We start from the raw sequence: 15226 nt of genomic DNA, 5'->3' as shown, positions 1-15226 counted from the left end.
GTAAAAATGAAGTTGGGCTAAGTATACTGTCTATTCATACAGTATCAAGCCCAATTTATCTGAGCAGGGCCAACAGACCCGACAAGGCCTGTCTCACCGCCTGCTGGCGCACCTGCCGGCGATCCCCGTCGAAACGGGCCAGCAGGGAGTGATGACGGCCGGAGCGGTCCGCCCAGGCGAACCAGATGGTGCCGACCGGTTTGCCCGGTGTCGCGCCGCCAGGGCCGGCGATGCCGCTGATAGCGACACTGATGGAGGCAGAGGAGTGGGCCAGCGCACCACGGGCCATCTCCAGCACCACGGCTTCGCTCACCGCGCCGTGTTGCTCAAGGCTCTCGCCGCTCACCCCCAGCATCTGCTGCTTGGCTTCGTTGGTGTAGGTGACAAAACCGCGATCAAACCAGCCTGAGCTGCCCGCGATGTCGGTGATGGCAGTCGCCACCCCGCCACCGGTGCAGGATTCGGCGGTTGCCGCCAGCCAACCGCGCTGACCGAGGGCCTTACCCAGCTCGATGGCGAGGTGCTCTATCTCTGCATCCAGTTTCATCACGGCTCCTGCTGATTCGTTGAAGAGGCACATTATGCGATCCCGTCACTGCCGCCCGCAACCGCCGCCGGACAGAACCCCACCGGCATCGAGGTGCAGCACCCAGACCCGCTCAGCCAGAGACAACCCCGGAACCCGACCTCCCCCACCGCCCTGCTTATGTGTAGAATGGCGCCATCAAGTTCAAGGCTCATCACCGCAGACACTGGCCCGCAGAGGCCCCTTCTGGAATCGCACATGACCGCACAACACCAAGCTACCGGCACCGCGCCCGGCGCCAATCTCAGCGCCCACACGCCCATGATGCAGCAGTATCTGACCCTCAAGGCCGAGAACCCGGAGATCCTGCTGTTCTACCGGATGGGCGACTTCTACGAGCTGTTCTATGACGATGCCCGCAAGGCCTCCCAGCTGCTCGACATCTCCCTGACCAAGCGCGGCCAATCGGCCGGCAGCCCCATCCCGATGGCAGGCGTTCCCTATCATGCCATCGAGGGCTATCTGGCCAAGCTGGTGCAGCTCGGCGAGTCGGCCGCCATCTGCGAACAGGTGGGGGATCCCGCTACCAGCAAGGGGCCGGTGGAGCGCAAGGTCATTCGCATCATCACCCCAGGCACCGTCTCCGACGAGGCGCTGCTCAGCGAGCGACAAGACAACCTGATCGCCGCCGTCTATCACGATGGCCGCCGCTTCGGCTATGGCACCATGGACATCGGCTCCGGCCGCTTCTTCATCAACCAGTTCGAGAAAGAAGAGACCCTGCTGGCGGAGCTGCAGCGCACCAATCCGGCGGAGCTGCTCTACCCCGAATCGTTCGAGTTTCTGCACCACGTCGAGGGTCGCCGCGGCCTGCGCCGCCGCCCGGAGTGGGAGTTTGAGCTCGGTACTGCCCGCAAGCTCTTGTGCCAACAATTCGGTACCCAGGATCTGGTGGGCTTTGGCGTCGAGCAGAGCGAGACCGCCCTGTGCGCCGCCGGCTGCCTGATGCAGTACGTCAAGGACACCCAGCGCACCGCCCTGCCCCACATTCGCAGCGTGCGCCTCGAACAGCCCGATCACGCGGTCATCATGGATGCCGCCACCCGCCGCAATCTGGAACTGACCCAGAATCTGGCCGGCGGCCATGACAACACCCTCTCCGCCGTGCTCGATTGCACCGCCACGCCGATGGGCAGCCGCCTGCTCAAGCGCTGGATCCACCAGCCGATCCGCGACCGGGTGATCCTGAAAGGTCGCCAGAGCACCATCAAGGAGCTCATCGAGCAGAACCTCTATGACGAGCTGGGCGGCTTGCTGCGCCAGGTCGGCGACGTGGAGCGGGTGCTGGCCCGTCTGGCCCTGCGCTCGGCCCGTCCGCGCGATCTCACCCGGCTGCGTCAGGCTTTCGCCCAACTGCCTGAGCTGCAGCGTCTGCTGGCGGAGAGCGAGCACGAGGCGGTGCAGCAGTTGCGCGATCGCGCCAGCACCTTCCCCGAGCTGCTGGATCTGCTGGAGCGCGCCGTGATGGAAGTACCGCCGGTGCTGATCCGCGATGGCGGCGTCATTCGCGACGGCTTCAACCAGGAGCTGGACGAGCTGCGGGATCTGGCCAACGGCGCCACCGCCAGCCTGGCCCGCATAGAGGAGCGCGAGCGACTGCTGACCGGCATCAACACCCTCAAGGTGGGCTACAACAAGGTGCACGGCTTCTATATCGAGGTGAGCCGCGCCAACAGCCACCTGGTGCCGGCCCACTACATCCGCCGTCAGACCCTCAAGAACAACGAACGCTACATCATCGACGAGCTTAAAAAGTACGAGGACAAGGTGCTTACCGCCCAGGCCCAGGCGCTGGCGCTGGAGAAACGCCTCTACGAGGAGCTGCTCGATGCCCTGCTGCCCCACCTCGGCGATCTGCAGGAGTCCGCCGCCGCACTGGCGGAGCTGGACGTACTGGCCAACCTGGCCGAGCGGGCCGAGACCCTCGACTACCGCTGCCCGACGCTCATCGATGAGGATCAGATCATCATCGAAGCGGGGCGCCATCCGGTAGTGGAGCAGGTGATGACAGACCCCTTTATCGCCAACCCGATCTGGCTTGAGAGGGAGCGGCGGATGCTGATCATCACCGGCCCCAACATGGGCGGTAAATCGACCTACATGCGCCAGACCGCGCTGATCGTGCTGCTGGCCCATATCGGCGCCTTCGTGCCGGCCGACAGCGCCCGCATCGGCCCCATCGACCGCATCTTCACCCGCATCGGGGCGTCGGACGATCTCGCCTCCGGCCGCTCCACCTTTATGGTGGAGATGACCGAGACCGCCAACATCCTCAACAACGCCACCGCCCGCAGTCTGGTGCTGATGGACGAGATAGGTCGCGGCACCAGTACCTATGACGGTCTCTCGCTAGCATGGGCCTGCGCCGAACAGCTGGCAAGCAAGATTGGCGCCTACACCCTGTTCGCTACCCACTACTTCGAGCTGACCCGTCTGCCGGAGCTCATGGAAGGGCTGGCCAACGTCCACCTCGATGCGGTGGAGCACGGCGACACCATCGCCTTTATGCACGCGGTGCAGGAAGGCGCAGCCAGCCGCTCCTACGGTCTGCAAGTGGCGGCACTGGCGGGGGTGCCCAAATCGGTGATCCAGCAGGCCCGTCACAAACTGCACGAGCTGGAAAGCACTACCCCGGTGGCCGCTGGCGAATCTCGCCCGGCCCCGGTGGCCATGGCGCCCCAGAGCCATCCGGTAGTCGATGAGCTGGAAGCGGTGCGCCCGGACGAGCTCACCCCCCGTCAGGCGCTGGATCTGCTCTATCGTCTCAAACAGATGCTGTGACCAGCGGCAGCTGATCAGCCATGAAAAGGGGAACCGCGAGGTTCCCCTTTTGTTTGGCTGCTTGATGGCAGCCTCTACAGGATGCAGCCAGGTCAGGCCGGCCCGATCCGCTCCAGCAGGCTCATGTGGGTTGAACCGTCGTGACGCTTGAGCTTTTGTCGGTATTCGAACTGGTGCTGGCTCTCCTGCTTGAGCCCCAGCATCAGCGAGTAGCACATGGCCAGCATGATCACCGAGAAGGGCAGCGCCGCTATGATGCTGGCGGCCTGCAGGGCGGCCAGCCCGCCGGAGACCAGCAGGATGGCGGCCACCAGCCCCTGACCCAGCCCCCAGATGGCGCGGTGCAGCACGGGAGGATCCTGATCGCCAATGGAGAGCAGGGTCGTAATCACCAGGGTGCCCGAGTCACTGGAGGTGATGAAGTAGGTACAGATCAGCAGGGTCAGCACGCCCTTGGCGATCCAGCCGAAGGTTTCCCAGTGCAGCAATTCCACCGTCTGGTAGAGCGCCAGGGTCACGTCCTGATTGACCGCGGCCACCACGCCACCACCGCCGAACAGCTCCAGATTCATGGCGGTACCGCCGAACACGGTGAGCCAGAACATGCCGAGCAGCGAGGGCACCAGCAGCACGCCGAGCACGAATTCGCGGATGGTACGCCCCTTGGAGATGCGGGCGATGAACATGCCGACAAACGGCGCCCACGCAATCCACCAACCCCAGTAGAAGGCGGTCCAGCTCGACTGCCAGGCCGAGGTGCCGTTGGCCTCGGTGTTGGTCCAGAAGCTCAGCTTGACGATGTTTTGCAGGTAATCACCGATGTTCTGCACATAGGCGTTGAGGATGTAGGTGGTCGGCCCCAGCACCAGGAAGAGACCCAACACGAACACGCTCAGCCAGATATTGAGCTCGGAGAGCAGCTTGACCCCCCGCCCGACCCCGGAGACCGCCGACAGGGTGGCGATCAGGCTGATGCCGCCGATGAGCCAGAGTTGGTTCGCTTGCGATACTTCCATGCCGAACATCTGGTTGAGACCGGTATTCATCTGGGAGACCCCCAGCCCAAGGGAGGTGGCCACCCCGAACACGGTACCGAACACCGCCAGCACGTCCGCAGCGTGGCCCCAGAAGCCATAGATGCGATCGCCGAGCAGCGGATAGAGCACGGAACGAATGGCCAGTGGCAGCTTGCGTCGATAGCTGAAGAAGGCGAGCGACAGGCCAACGATCACGTAGATGGCCCAGGGATGCAGGCCCCAGTGGAAGAAGGTGAGGCGCATGGCGATCTGGGCGGCTTCAGGAGTCATCCCTTCGGTGATGAAGGGGTTGCCCTGCAAGTGGTTCATCGGCTCGGCGATGCTCCAGAACACCAGCCCTATGCCCATGCCGGCACTGAACAGCATGGCAAACCAGGCGAAGTAGCCGAACTCCGGTACCTGGTCGTCGTCACCCAGCCGGATGCTGCCAAAGCGGCTGAACATCAGGTAGACAGCGAAGAACAGGAACAGGGCGACCACCAGAATGTAGTACCACTTGAACCCGGCAATGATCTGATCCTTGGCGCCGACAAACCAGCTGGCGGCCGTTTCGGGGACGAACACCCCGAACAACAGGAACAGGGTGATGACGGTGAGTGCCGTCATGGCCATGGTCGGGTTGAGGCCTTTGAATAGCCCTTTGCTTGCTCTCATCTGGCCTCCTTAGTCGTTGTTGAAAAAGTCTTCACCCACGTGATCGCCGGCACCGCCGATGGCGCGGTAGACCAGCTTGCCGGCCGTCTGCACCCGGTGGTCCACCAGGCTGACCGAAGGCTGGCCATTCACCGCATGACGCTTGCCGAGGAAGATGGCCATGGGCACGCCCAGGTTGGAGATGCCGCTGGTGATCCAGAGCCGGTTGAAGTCGTATGAGCCACCGATGAACTCCAGCTGGGCCAGACCGGTATCAAGGCCGGTCAGATAGAAGTTCATCGCGCTCTCATCCGGGAAGAGGTGCACCAGCACATAGGCGTAACGTAATTCATTCACCAACTCCTTTAGGTTGAAAGAACCAGTCTCGCTACAGGAGAGGGGCAATTCACCATCGTAGTGGTGTACCTTGAGGTTGTTGGGGTCTTCGTCATAGGCAGGCTGGTAACGCACGAAAGCCGAGGTATCAGGCAGTTCATAACGCACTCTGACCACCCGAAGGTCGGCCGCCAGCGACTTGATGTCCAGTTCGTCACTCATCATCTTGCTCCTCAAATGTCGGGTCAAAATTCGGAAAATGCCCGCTAACCTAACACAAAAATAATTAGAGCAGAAATCATTACAGTAAAAACCATATTGACCTTGTGACGAATTAGGCGGAGAATTTTGCGCCTCTCAACAGCCCCTCGACGATTCGTTCCCCATGGAAAAACATGATGAAGTGCTGGTCGCCCTGCGCCAGATAATTCGTGCCATCGACATGCACTCCAAGCGCTTGATCAAGGAGGCCGGCCTGACCTCGCCCCAGCTCTTGCTGCTCAAGGGGATCGACGAGCTGGGCCAGATCTCCATGCGCCAGCTGGCGGATCACACCAACATGAGTCAGGCCACCGCCACCACCATCATGGACCGCCTCGAGAGCCGCCAGCTGGTGCAGCGCATCCGCAGCGAAACCGACAAGCGCAAGGTGCATGCGACGCTGACTGACGCAGGCCGAGCCCTGCTGGCCCAGGCGCCCACCCCGCTGCAGGAGCGCTTCATCCAGCGCTTTCAGGCACTTGAGGTCTGGGAGCAGACTCTGTTGCTCTCTTCCCTGCAGCGCATCTCGGCCATGATGAATGCCGACGAGATAGACGCGGCCCCAGTGCTGAGCGTCCGGCCCCTCACCGAGGAGCGGGCATAAAAAAAGCTCCCATTCGGGAGCTTTTTTTATGGGCCGGGGAGAGTGGGATCACTCTTCCAGGCTGATGCCGATATTGGAGACGCCATCCTGGGCCGCAAAGGTACGGATAGCCAGAATGCGGTCGCTGTCGCGCTCATGGGCAACCCGCTTGAGCAGCTCGACCTGGAACTCCAGCTCGGCTTCCATGTATTCGTGCTCGTAGAGCTCCTCGTCGGTGAGGTCGCGCTCTTCCAGCATCTCGATGAAACCGGCGACCGTACCGACCGATGCATGGCTGGCATCGTTGGCCTCTTCACCCACCCGGCAGATCACCGAGTTGTAGGCACAGCCCAGCGCCACGCAGGCATCCAGCGCCGGATAGGCGCCGTAGGATTCGAACTTGCTGGGTTCCGGAATGTAGACTTCGAACGCTTCCAGAATCGCCCCCAGATTGACGCGGGAACCCTTCACCGTCAGGTAATTCCACATCTGATCCAGGGCGTGGCGAAATGCCTTCGCATCCCCGAAACCGGAGGCCTGGGAAAACAGCGCATAGTTGGGGTACATGCGCTCTGCCAGCGCCAGGGTGTAGACGGTCTGTTGCCAAGGCTGTAGCTCGGCCAGTCGCTTATAAAACTTGTCACCAAACACTGGAGTCGGATCCTTTGCAAAATGTGGGGCAGATTGTAGCCCACGAGGGGCCGTGCGAAAACGAAAAAGCGGCCTGGTCGGCTATGTTGGCCGGTCAACTCGGGTAAGATGAGGACAGAGCGGCCTCTCTCCCGCGCCGCAAATCTGATAAGGAACAAGAGTATGAGTCAACGTACCCTTCTTTTGCTCAGCCAGGATAATGCTCACTACGAGCGCCTGCTCAAGGCGGCCCACCTTCCCCATTTGCGCATTCTGCGGGCCGACAACCAGGGCGAGGCCGAAAAATTGATCGGCGAAGCCCACATCCTGATGGCAGAGCCGGCGCGGGCCAAGCCGCTGCTGGCCAAGGCCGGCAAGCTCAGCTGGCTGCAATCCACCTACGCCGGGGTCGACGTGCTGCTGGATGCCAGCTGCCGCCGCGACTATCAGCTCACCAACGTGCGCGGCATCTTCGGCCCGCTGATGAGCGAATACGTGTTCGGCCATCTGCTCAGCCTGATGCGCCAGTTGCCGCTCTATCGGGAGCAACAGAAGCAACGGCTGTGGCAAAGCCACCCCTATCACGGCCTCAAGGGACGCACCCTGCTCATCTTGGGCACCGGCAGCATAGGCCAGCACATAGCCCACACCGGCAAGCACTTCGGCATGAAGGTGCTTGGCATCAGCCGCAGCGGTCGCGAGCGGGCCGGTTTCGATCAGGTGTACCAACTGCCGGCCCTCAACAAGGTGCTGGCGCAGGCAGACGTTATCGTCAGCGTCCTGCCCGCCACCCGCGAGACGCATCACCTCTTCACCGCTCCCCGTTTCGAACACTGCAAACCGGGCGCCATCCTGTTCAACGTGGGGCGCGGCAACGCCATCCACGAAGGTGACCTGCTCACGGCGCTGCGCACCGGCAAGCTGGGCATGGCAGTGCTGGACGTGTTCGCACAGGAGCCGCTGCCCGCCGACAGCCCGCTCTGGGGCCAGCCCAATCTCATCATCACGCCGCACAACAGCGCCTACAGCTTCCCCGAGGATGTGGCCCAGATCTTCGTGCGCAACTACATCCGCTTCATTGACGGCCAGCCGCTGGACGGCAAGATAGACTTCGACAAGGGCTATTGATGGCCATCAGCCAACAAAAAGGCCCCGCCAGAGTGGCGGTGCCTTTTTGTTTCGGCGAGAGAGGCATCAACCGGCCTCCATCTCCTTGCGATAGCTCTTCACCTTAGCGAGGAACTGGCGCTTCTCCTTGCCGGAAAGCGGTTCAGCCATCGGCAGCTTGACCTTCATGGCATCGACCGGACGATTGTTGATCCGCACCTCGTAGTGCAGGTGGGCACCGGTGGAACGACCGGTGTTGCCGGAGAGCGCAATCTTGTCACCCATTTTCACCTTCTGGCCCGGCTTGACCAGCAGCTTGCTCAGGTGCAGGTAACGGGTCATCAGGGTACGACCGTGCTTGATCACCACATAGGTACCGGCCAGCGGGTGGCTGGTCGCCTTCAGCACGACGCCGTCGCCAGTTGCCATCACGGGAGTGCCGACCGGCAGGGCAAAGTCGGTGCCCTCGTGGGGACGTACCTGACCGGTGATCGGGTGACGGCGGTTCGGGTTGAAGCTGGAGCTGACCCGGTAGCGGCTGTGGGTCGGATAACGGCGGAAGCCGCGCTCCAGGCTGTTGCCCTGGCCATCATAGTAGTTGCCATCTTCGGACAACCAGGCAGAGACGCTCTGGCCCTGGCTGAACACTTCCACCCCCAGCAACTGGGTATTGCCGGTGCTCTTGCCCTCGACCGTCTCCTGGCGCACCAGCACCTTGAACTTGTCGCCCTTTTTCAGATCCTTGGCGAAGTTGAGTCGCCATTGGAACAGGTTGGCAATCTTCTGGATGTGGTTGGCCGGGATTCCCGCATTGCGGGCACTGACGTAAAAGCTGCCGTTGATGACCCCGTCATACCCCTTCTTCTGCCACTCCACCTCTTCATTGAGCATGTTGGCGCTGTAGGTGTCGTCGGTGCGCTCCAGGATCAGGGTCTGCTTGATATTCAGACGAATCTTCATCTGCTGCAGTATGTTGTCCTGATCGATCAGCAGCTCGATGGTTTGACCGGGCTTGAGACGTGCCAGATTGTTCTTGGTATCGGCATCCAGCACCTTGTAGAGGGTGGTGGTGGAGAGACCCAGGTTGTTGAAGATGGTGGTCAGGTTTTCGCCGTTTCGTACCCGATAATCCTGCCACTGGGGAGTGGCATCGGTCGGGATGTCATCTTCCGGGGTCGCGGCTTCCACCAGCTCGTGATCCGGGATGTCGTTGAAGTCCGTATTGTCTTCGTTGGTTGCGGTGCCGTTGGTGGCAATCGGCAACTCCAGACGCAATGGCCGCTCCAGGATGTCACCCGGCGCTGGCAATATGGCTACCGCTGACAGCGTCATCGCAGTCAGCAATAGCATGGCGTAAAAGTGTTTGCGGGGAACCGGGGGTTCCCAGTTGGCAGCCTGCGCTACCAAGGGACGGAGACGTTTCATCCGCTATCCTGTCATTAGATCTAAGGGTGTTAGTGGTCAGTTTGTTTGTTATGAAACCGTATAAAACTGATTGTTTGACCTAAATACTCACAATTAGTTCATAGCAATCTGCATGAACCTCACATTTTATGCATAACATTCCTTTATGGGCAGAAATGATCGTCTTTTTTAACCATTTTTTCCTATTTTTAAGAGCCGGGTCCGCTCGCATCAGACCCAAGGTTTCAGCATGTTGCGATAACTTTTCCATGGAGTGGATATGTCGTTAGCGAAACTGTTAAATCGAATCATCCTGATCTTGTTCCTGGCCGGGGCCATCCTGCTGTTCATGCTGGAGGTCACCACGGTACGCCAGTCCATCCTAGATCAGATGTCTGCCAATCTGGAAACCGCCATCACGGCCCTCGGCCTGGTGCTGCAGGGCACTTTGCTCAACGATGACAAGGTACTGGCCGAAACCATCGTCAACGCCATGTTCGACGGCGGCTTCGTCAGCGCAGTCACCCTGCTGGATCCCGATGGCCAGGTGCTGTTTCAGAAGGTCTTCCACACGGCGCAGCAAAACGTGCCGACCTGGCTCCCTTCTGTTATCGACATGCCGCCGGTAAAAATTGAGCAAGAGCTGACCGATGGCTGGCGCATGCTGGGCACCCTCACCCTGGAAGGGCACACGGGTTATGCCTACCAGCACCTGTGGAATGCCATCAGCCGTACCGGCACGGCGCTGCTGGCCGGTCTGCTGGTATTCACCCTGGTGATCTCCTGGGTCTGCAACCGGCTGCTGCGCCCGCTCGAGCAGATCAACCAGCAGTTGGTGAAGATCCGCAAGCGCCAGTTCAGCGGCAATCTGGCCTCCCCCTGGCTGCAGGATCTCAAGGAGCTGGTGGCCTCGGTCAACCAGCTGGTGTCCGAACGCAAACGGGATCTGCTGCAACAGCGGCTCAAGATAAGCCAGCTCAGCAAACAGATCGCCATATCAAATCAGCCGCTGCAAACCCTGACTGAGGCGGGAGAAGGCCTGCAGCAACAACATTTCTTCTCGACCCAGGGCAGCATTCGCCTCTACAGCCGCCTCATTCCAGAGGTCACCCCTTCGCTGGACAGCTCGCCGGACGAGATCCGGCACCTGCTCGATCTCTGGTTGCACCACACGGTCGAGGGGCTGCAACTGCCGCTCAGCCTGCTTGGCCATGCTGACTGGACGCAATTTTCTGCACTGCTGGCCAAGGGCAGAGGCAAGACCCTCGACTGGCGCTGGGATCAGGAACATGTGCCGCCCCTTGCCCAGGAGCGGCTGGCCTCCTTGCAGGAACAGGGTGTGGAGATGGCCTTCAGCGCCATCCCGATGACCAACGAGACCTTCAATCAGCTCGACCCCATCAACCCTGTCTTCATCAGCTGCCAGCCGATCCAAGCCCCGCTCTACTGGAATCTGGTGGCCCAATGCCTGCACAGCGCGGGCTACACCCTGCTGGCGGAGGCTGGCGACATTCAGGATATCGATACCCTGCGCAACTGGGGCATCGATGGCTACGCCAGCAAGGAGGCATGATGAACAAGACCGGATTGTTGCTCGCTCTGCTGTCCCCACTGCCGCTGCTGGCCGACACTATGACCATCGCCACCGGCGGTGAGCAGGGGATCTATCACCAGATCGCCAAAGAGTTTTGCCGGCTTGCCAACAAGAGCGATGCCGGATTGCAGTGCAAGTTGCAGGCAACCTCGGGCTCCATCGAGAATCTGCGCCAACTGAAGAGCGGTGAGACCCGCTATGCGCTGGTGCAGTCGGACTGGCTTTATCAGGCCAGTAACGGCCTGGGTCCATATGCCAGTCAGCCGCAGCCAGAGCTCAGAGCCATCTTCGCCACCCACGCCGAGCCTTTCACTATCGTGGTAAGGGCCGATGGCGATATCACCAGCCTGGAGCAGCTCAAGCTGGCCCCCATCGACATGGGGCTCAAGAGCTCAGGCACCCGCCAGACGGCGCTTGCCCTGTTCAACGTGCTAGGCGCCAAGGAGCAGGATCTCGATCTCAAGAGCGTGGCCAATCTGGCCGAGTCGCTCTGCAGCAAGCAGATCGATGCCTATGGCCTGGTAATGGGCCACCCCAACCGCATCGTGCTGGATACAGCCAAACGCTGCGCCGTGCGTTTTCTGCCGATCGAGGGAGCAACCCGGGATCAGTTGCTCAAGGGGGTGAAGTATTACCAGCGCAGCCAAGTGCCTGCCCGCATCTACCCGGGCAATCTCAAGGCGACGCCGACCTTTGCCATCGCTGCCACCTTGGTGACCACCGCCAGCACGCCGGAAGCCGATGTGTACCGACTGACCAAAGCCATGCTGGCCCAGCAAACCAAGTTCAATGAACAGACCTACGGCTACGCCAACCTGTTCCACCAGGCACGCAATAAGACCGGCCCGGTGCTGAGCATCGACCAGCATCCGGGCGCAGCCAAATATTTCGAGGAGTTGAAAACCGCGGGCAAGCTATAGCTCGCGGCGGGGGGAGCGCAGTTGCTCGCTGGAGAACCGGGTCTTCATCGACGTCCACTGCGCCAACCTGTCGGCACTGCCTGCCAGCGTCCCTTCACGGCGGGACTTCATGATCCAGATGCTTTTGGCATCAAAGCTGTAGACGGGGATAAGGTCGGTTCGCTTGCTGCCGGGCAGGATCCGGCTGTTGATGTTGTCGAGTACCAGCGGATCCGACTTGGGGGTCGAAAAGTAGAGCGTCACCATGTGGAACTGGTTGTAACGCACCGCCTTGACGTAGGCCAGCCGCAACTTCTTCTCGTCCACCCCCAGCTCCATCAGGGTGTAGTACTTGGAGATGCTGTAATCCTCGCAGTCGCCACCGCGGGCGCCGATAAACTCCAGCGGATTGGCCCAGTAATCCGCTTCTCCCCACAACCTAGGATCATCGCTGTAGGTCAGGTTGTTGAAGTAGTTGTTCACCAGCTCGATCTTCTGCTGATCCGTGGTACCGGCTCTGGGCGTGAGCAGGCGCGAAAATGCCTCGGCCCGCTGAATGGCACGACCACCGTACACTTCCTGCAATTTTGCCCGTAACTCGGGACTGGCGATGTATTCGGAGAGGCGGGATGCCTGCACGCTGGCGCAGCATAGCGCCAACGTGCAGGTGGAAACGAGTAGCCATTTCATACAAGACACTCCCTGTCAGATGCTGGAAGTCAGTATAGTTGGCTGCGCTCACCCCATCGATGAGCATGGCGGCTCGGCTGGTCTGTCAGCGGCACTCGGCGAAAGCGTCGGCCAGTTGCTGCATGAACCGGGGATAGCCATCCGGGCCGAGCGGTACCTGCTCACCCACTTCATCCAGCAGCAGCACCTTGGCACCGGTATTGCGGGCCACCGACTCGATCACCGCCGGCGAGAATTGCGGCTCGGCATAGATGCAGCTCGCCTTTTTCTCTTCCAGCGCCTTGCGGATCTCCACCAGAGTCTTGGCGCCAGGGCGTCGCTCCGGGCTCACGGTAAAGTGGCCCTTGGAGCTCATCCCATAGTGGCGCTCCCAATAGCCATAGGCCTCGTGAAATACGAAGTAGCCCTTCTGATTCACCGCCTTCATCTGCTCGGCAATTACCTTGTCTTTGGCCTCCACATTGGCCTTGAACGCCAGCAGGTTGGCGCGATAACGCTCGGCGTTGGCCGGATCCTGAGCGCTCAGGGTTTCGCTCAGGGCATTGGCAATGACCAGCGCCTGGGTCGGCCCCAGCCAGATGTGGGGATCAACGCCCTCGTGATGGTGCCCCTCATGACCGTCGTGATCATGCCCTTCATGCCCCTCGTCGGCGTGTTCTTCGTGACCGGCCTGCTTGCTGTAATCGAACAGCGGCATCCCTTCGACCCGGGTCAGGGTCAACACATGGGGATGCTTGGCCAGCGGTTTAGCCATGAAGCCTTCCAGCTCGGGGCCGACCCAGACCACCAGATCGGCCTCATTGATGCTGCGAATATCGGAGGGGCGCAGGGAAAAATCATGGGGCGAGGCGCCGGTCGGCAGCAGTACCTTGGGCTCGCTTACGCCGTCGGTGATGGCTGCCGCGATGAAACCCAGCGGTTTGATGGTGGTCAGCACCTCGAGGGCACGGACAGGCAGACTCACCGCCAGCAGGGCAGTGATCAGGGCAAGAATTCGCATAGAGATCTCGTCAGGAAGTGTGTGTGTGATAATATAACAAACCAACATTATTGTTATATTATAACTCTCACAGGCTGTAAACCCCGGAGCTGTCATGACCCAACTGGTGGAGCTGAAAGAGGTCTGTCTTTCATTTGATGGACGATCCGTGCTCGACAAGGTCTCCTTTACCCTGAACAAAGGCAAAATCACTACCCTGGTCGGTCCCAACGGGGCTGGCAAGAGTACCCTGAGCAAGCTGGTACTGGGCCTGCTCACGCCGGATTCGGGCCAAATTACCCGCAGCCGCGACCTGCGGGTCGGCTATGTGCCCCAGCGCCTCTATCTGGATCCCACCCTGCCGCTGACGGTGCGCCGCTTCCTGCAGCTTGGCAAGAATGGCCGCCTCTCCATCGAGGAGGCGCTGAACCGGGTCGGTGCGGAAGATCTCTTGGACAACCGGATGCAGAAACTCTCCGGCGGCGAGATGCAGCGGGTGCTGCTGGCCCGCGCCCTGCTGGTCAAACCCGAGCTGCTGGTGCTGGACGAACCGGTGCAAGGGGTGGACATCAACGGCCAGATCGAGCTCTACGCCCTCATCAGCCAGCTGGCCGCCGAGTTCAACTGTGCCGTGCTGATGGTTTCCCACGACCTGCACCTGGTGATGGCCAGCACCCACGAGGTGATCTGCCTCAACCGCCACGTCTGCTGTCACGGCGAGCCGGAAAGCGTGGCCCGCCACCCCGAGTTTGCCCGTCTGTTCGGCCGACCGGAACAGGAGGTCCTGGCGGTCTACACCCACCATCACCACTGCGACGGCGAACACCATCATCATGAACCGCAGGCCCCCGTCATTCGCCTGCCCTCCCGCAATCAATAACGTACCCGACAGGATCATCAAGTGGACAGCTTTCTGTTATACGCCCTCGCGGCCGGTCTCGGCATCGCCCTGCTGGCCGGCCCCCTCGGCAGCTTCGTGGTGTGGCGCAAGATGGCCTATTTTGGCGACACCCTCTCCCATGCCTGCCTGTTCGGCATCGCGCTCGGCATCCTGCTGCAGGTGGATCTCACCCTGGCGGTGGTGGTCTGCTGCCTCGCCATGGCGATGCTACTGGTGATCATGAGCCGCAACCAGCAGGTGGCCACCGATACCCTGCTCGGCATCCTGGCCCACAGCGCCCTGTCGCTCGGTCTGGTCACCTTGAGCTTCATGGACAACGTGCGGGTGGATTTGATGGCCTACCTGTTCGGCGACCTGCTCTCGGTACAACCGATGGACCTGCTCTGGATCTACGGCGGCGGCGCCCTGGTGCTGCTCACCCTGTGGCGGCTGTGGGATCCCCTGCTCTCCATGACCATCTCGGAAGAGCTGGCCCGGGTGGAAGGGGTAAGGGTCGATGTGCTGCGCGGCGTGCTGATGCTGCTGATTGGCTTGGTGATCGCGGTGGCGATGAAGTTCGTCGGGGCGCTGATCATCACCTCCTTGCTGATCATCCCTGCGGCAACGGCCCGCCGCTTCAGCCGCACACCGGAACAAATGGCCGGCTTTGCCGCCCTCATCGGCTGCCTTGCCGTGCTCGGCGGGCTGCTGCTCTCCTGGTATCAGGACACCCCGGCCGGCCCTTCGGTGGTGGTCTGCGCCACCAGCCTGTTTATCCTGAGTCAGTTCAAGAAAGCCTGAACCTAGCGTGGCCTGAACCTTGCCG

14 protein-coding genes are annotated in these 15226 nt (G+C 61.1%); 7 read left to right on the top strand and 7 right to left on the bottom strand.

What is annotated here, in order from left to right; all coding sequences use genetic code 11:
• Positions 1-55: 55 nt before the first annotated feature.
• A complete protein-coding gene (locus AACQ43_RS14650; protein WP_168967719.1) occupies positions 56-547 on the bottom strand; it encodes a nicotinamide-nucleotide amidohydrolase family protein in 492 nt (163 codons plus the stop codon).
• Positions 548-784: 237 nt separating this feature from the next.
• Here AACQ43_RS14650 and mutS point away from each other — a divergent pair, with 237 nt between their 5' ends.
• The gene (gene mutS, locus AACQ43_RS14645; protein ID WP_168967718.1) at positions 785-3367 is read left to right on the top strand and encodes a DNA mismatch repair protein MutS; all 2583 of its coding nucleotides are present in this window, start codon (positions 785-787) and stop codon (positions 3365-3367) included.
• A gap of 92 nt (positions 3368-3459) precedes the next feature.
• Here the strand turns inward: mutS and AACQ43_RS14640 are convergent, their stop codons facing one another.
• Together AACQ43_RS14640 and AACQ43_RS14635 are read right to left on the bottom strand one after the other, a co-directional pair.
• Positions 3460-5058: a BCCT family transporter gene (locus AACQ43_RS14640; protein ID WP_011707434.1), complete on the bottom strand. Its 1599-nt coding sequence runs from the start codon at positions 5056-5058 to the stop codon at positions 3460-3462.
• Positions 5059-5067: 9 nt separating this feature from the next.
• Complete coding sequence (locus tag AACQ43_RS14635) at positions 5068-5595, bottom strand: hypothetical protein (protein WP_011707435.1); 528 nt, start codon at positions 5593-5595, stop codon at positions 5068-5070.
• Between the two features lie 163 nt (positions 5596-5758).
• Between AACQ43_RS14635 and AACQ43_RS14630 the strand changes: the two genes are divergently transcribed.
• Complete coding sequence (locus AACQ43_RS14630; protein WP_011707436.1) at positions 5759-6238, top strand: MarR family winged helix-turn-helix transcriptional regulator; 480 nt, start codon at positions 5759-5761, stop codon at positions 6236-6238.
• 48 nt (positions 6239-6286) lie between these two features.
• Here AACQ43_RS14630 and AACQ43_RS14625 read toward each other — a convergent pair whose 3' ends face one another.
• On the bottom strand, positions 6287-6868 hold the full coding sequence (locus AACQ43_RS14625) for a YjaG family protein (protein WP_076361854.1): 582 nt from the start codon (positions 6866-6868) through the stop codon (positions 6287-6289).
• A gap of 162 nt (positions 6869-7030) precedes the next feature.
• On the opposite strand from AACQ43_RS14625, the gene AACQ43_RS14620 reads away from it, so the two are divergent.
• Positions 7031-7975 (top strand): D-2-hydroxyacid dehydrogenase, encoded by a 945-nt coding sequence (locus AACQ43_RS14620; RefSeq protein ID WP_017411249.1) that lies wholly within the window; start codon positions 7031-7033, stop codon positions 7973-7975.
• Between the two features lie 66 nt (positions 7976-8041).
• On the opposite strand, the gene mepM is transcribed toward AACQ43_RS14620, so the two are convergent.
• Positions 8042-9379, bottom strand: a complete 1338-nt coding sequence (mepM, locus tag AACQ43_RS14615; RefSeq protein WP_016352056.1) for a murein DD-endopeptidase MepM — start codon at positions 9377-9379, stop codon at positions 8042-8044.
• 259 nt (positions 9380-9638) lie between these two features.
• On the opposite strand from mepM, the gene AACQ43_RS14610 reads away from it, so the two are divergent.
• Both AACQ43_RS14610 and AACQ43_RS14605 read left to right on the top strand, forming a co-directional pair.
• Entirely contained in the window at positions 9639-10931 is a 1293-nt protein-coding gene (locus tag AACQ43_RS14610; protein WP_168967717.1) for a LapD/MoxY N-terminal periplasmic domain-containing protein, read from the top strand.
• A complete protein-coding gene (locus AACQ43_RS14605; protein WP_168967716.1) occupies positions 10931-11872 on the top strand; it encodes a TAXI family TRAP transporter solute-binding subunit in 942 nt (313 codons plus the stop codon). Before AACQ43_RS14610 ends, AACQ43_RS14605 begins: the two co-directional genes overlap by 1 nt.
• Here AACQ43_RS14605 and AACQ43_RS14600 read toward each other — a convergent pair.
• On the bottom strand, positions 11867-12541 hold the full coding sequence (locus tag AACQ43_RS14600; protein WP_011707442.1) for a transglutaminase-like cysteine peptidase: 675 nt from the start codon (positions 12539-12541) through the stop codon (positions 11867-11869). The two genes, AACQ43_RS14605 and AACQ43_RS14600, sit on opposite strands and share 6 nt — an antisense overlap.
• A gap of 85 nt (positions 12542-12626) precedes the next feature.
• Positions 12627-13541, bottom strand: a complete 915-nt coding sequence (gene znuA, locus AACQ43_RS14595) for a zinc ABC transporter substrate-binding protein ZnuA (RefSeq protein WP_139390689.1) — start codon at positions 13539-13541, stop codon at positions 12627-12629.
• A 94-nt stretch (positions 13542-13635) separates the two neighbouring features.
• Here znuA and znuC point away from each other — a divergent pair, with 94 nt between their 5' ends.
• The gene (znuC, locus tag AACQ43_RS14590) at positions 13636-14400 is read left to right on the top strand and encodes a zinc ABC transporter ATP-binding protein ZnuC (RefSeq protein WP_017411255.1); all 765 of its coding nucleotides are present in this window, start codon (positions 13636-13638) and stop codon (positions 14398-14400) included.
• Between the two features lie 21 nt (positions 14401-14421).
• Positions 14422-15201: a zinc ABC transporter permease subunit ZnuB gene (gene znuB / locus AACQ43_RS14585; RefSeq protein WP_168967715.1), complete on the top strand. Its 780-nt coding sequence runs from the start codon at positions 14422-14424 to the stop codon at positions 15199-15201.
• Positions 15202-15226 lie beyond the last annotated feature (25 nt).

Source organism: Aeromonas sp. DNRA1 (assembly GCF_963888745.1).
Taxonomy (GTDB): Bacteria; Pseudomonadota; Gammaproteobacteria; order Enterobacterales; family Aeromonadaceae; genus Aeromonas; species Aeromonas hydrophila.
This window is presented reverse-complemented; position numbering and strand designations above follow the sequence as displayed.

Coding starts and splice junctions, on each gene's coding strand:
- AACQ43_RS14650 (WP_168967719.1), bottom strand. CDS start 547: ATGAAACTGGATGCAGAGATAGAGCACCTCGCCATCGAGCTGGGTAAG.
- mutS (WP_168967718.1), top strand. CDS start 785: ATGACCGCACAACACCAAGCTACCGGCACCGCGCCCGGCGCCAATCTC.
- AACQ43_RS14640 (WP_011707434.1), bottom strand. CDS start 5,058: ATGAGAGCAAGCAAAGGGCTATTCAAAGGCCTCAACCCGACCATGGCC.
- AACQ43_RS14635 (WP_011707435.1), bottom strand. CDS start 5,595: ATGAGTGACGAACTGGACATCAAGTCGCTGGCGGCCGACCTTCGGGTG.
- AACQ43_RS14630 (WP_011707436.1), top strand. CDS start 5,759: ATGGAAAAACATGATGAAGTGCTGGTCGCCCTGCGCCAGATAATTCGT.
- AACQ43_RS14620 (WP_017411249.1), top strand. CDS start 7,031: ATGAGTCAACGTACCCTTCTTTTGCTCAGCCAGGATAATGCTCACTAC.
- mepM (WP_016352056.1), bottom strand. CDS start 9,379: ATGAAACGTCTCCGTCCCTTGGTAGCGCAGGCTGCCAACTGGGAACCC.
- AACQ43_RS14610 (WP_168967717.1), top strand. CDS start 9,639: ATGTCGTTAGCGAAACTGTTAAATCGAATCATCCTGATCTTGTTCCTG.
- AACQ43_RS14605 (WP_168967716.1), top strand. CDS start 10,931: ATGAACAAGACCGGATTGTTGCTCGCTCTGCTGTCCCCACTGCCGCTG.
- AACQ43_RS14600 (WP_011707442.1), bottom strand. CDS start 12,541: ATGAAATGGCTACTCGTTTCCACCTGCACGTTGGCGCTATGCTGCGCC.
- znuA (WP_139390689.1), bottom strand. CDS start 13,541: ATGCGAATTCTTGCCCTGATCACTGCCCTGCTGGCGGTGAGTCTGCCT.
- znuC (WP_017411255.1), top strand. CDS start 13,636: ATGACCCAACTGGTGGAGCTGAAAGAGGTCTGTCTTTCATTTGATGGA.